This window comes from Pedobacter sp. MC2016-24 (assembly GCF_015223055.1).
Lineage (GTDB): Bacteria > Bacteroidota > Bacteroidia > Sphingobacteriales > Sphingobacteriaceae > Pedobacter.
Genome location: NZ_JADFBX010000050.1, coordinates 1 through 577, shown reverse-complemented (window position 1 = coordinate 577; position 577 = coordinate 1). Strand labels below are relative to the sequence as shown.

The window sequence follows — 577 nt, the reverse complement described above, 5'->3', positions numbered from 1 at the left end:
GGTGTTTTTAAATGCGACCGGTGCGGTTGGTTATACCTGGTCTGCAGACAACAGCATCATTGGTGCGGTAAATGCTGCGACCTTACAGGTTAGACCTAGTCAGACAACAACCTACACCGTAACAGGTACCAATGCAAGTGGTTGCAGCGAGACGAAAACCTTTACCATTACGGTACTGGACGACCTTGCTAAAATCAAAGCGACCAATATCCTGAGTCCGAACGGCGATGGTTACAATGACAAATGGATCATTGAGAACATCGATTTTTATCCGAACAACCAAGTGAAGATCTTTGACAGAAGTGGACGTTTGGTGTTCAGTAAAAAAGGTTATGACAACAGTTTTGATGGTACGTTAAATGGTTTACCACTTTCTGAAGGTACTTACTATTACGCCATTGATTTTGGTCCGGGCAGACAGGTGTTTAAAGGTTTTATTACTATCGTTAGACAGAACTAAAACCCTGGCTGTTGAGATCCTGAATGATGTCAAGGTCTCAACAGCCAATACTTTAAATAAAAAAACAAATGAGAACAACATATAAAACACTTGCCCTGATTGCCTTTACAAGTCTGT

At 41.4% G+C, this 577-nt stretch carries 1 protein-coding gene; it reads left to right on the top strand.

What is annotated here, in order from left to right:
- Positions 1-460, top strand: a 460-nt coding sequence (locus tag IM797_RS28210; RefSeq protein WP_194130568.1) for a gliding motility-associated C-terminal domain-containing protein, incomplete at its 5' end; no start/stop codon positions are given.
- Positions 461-577: the final 117 nt, after the last annotated feature.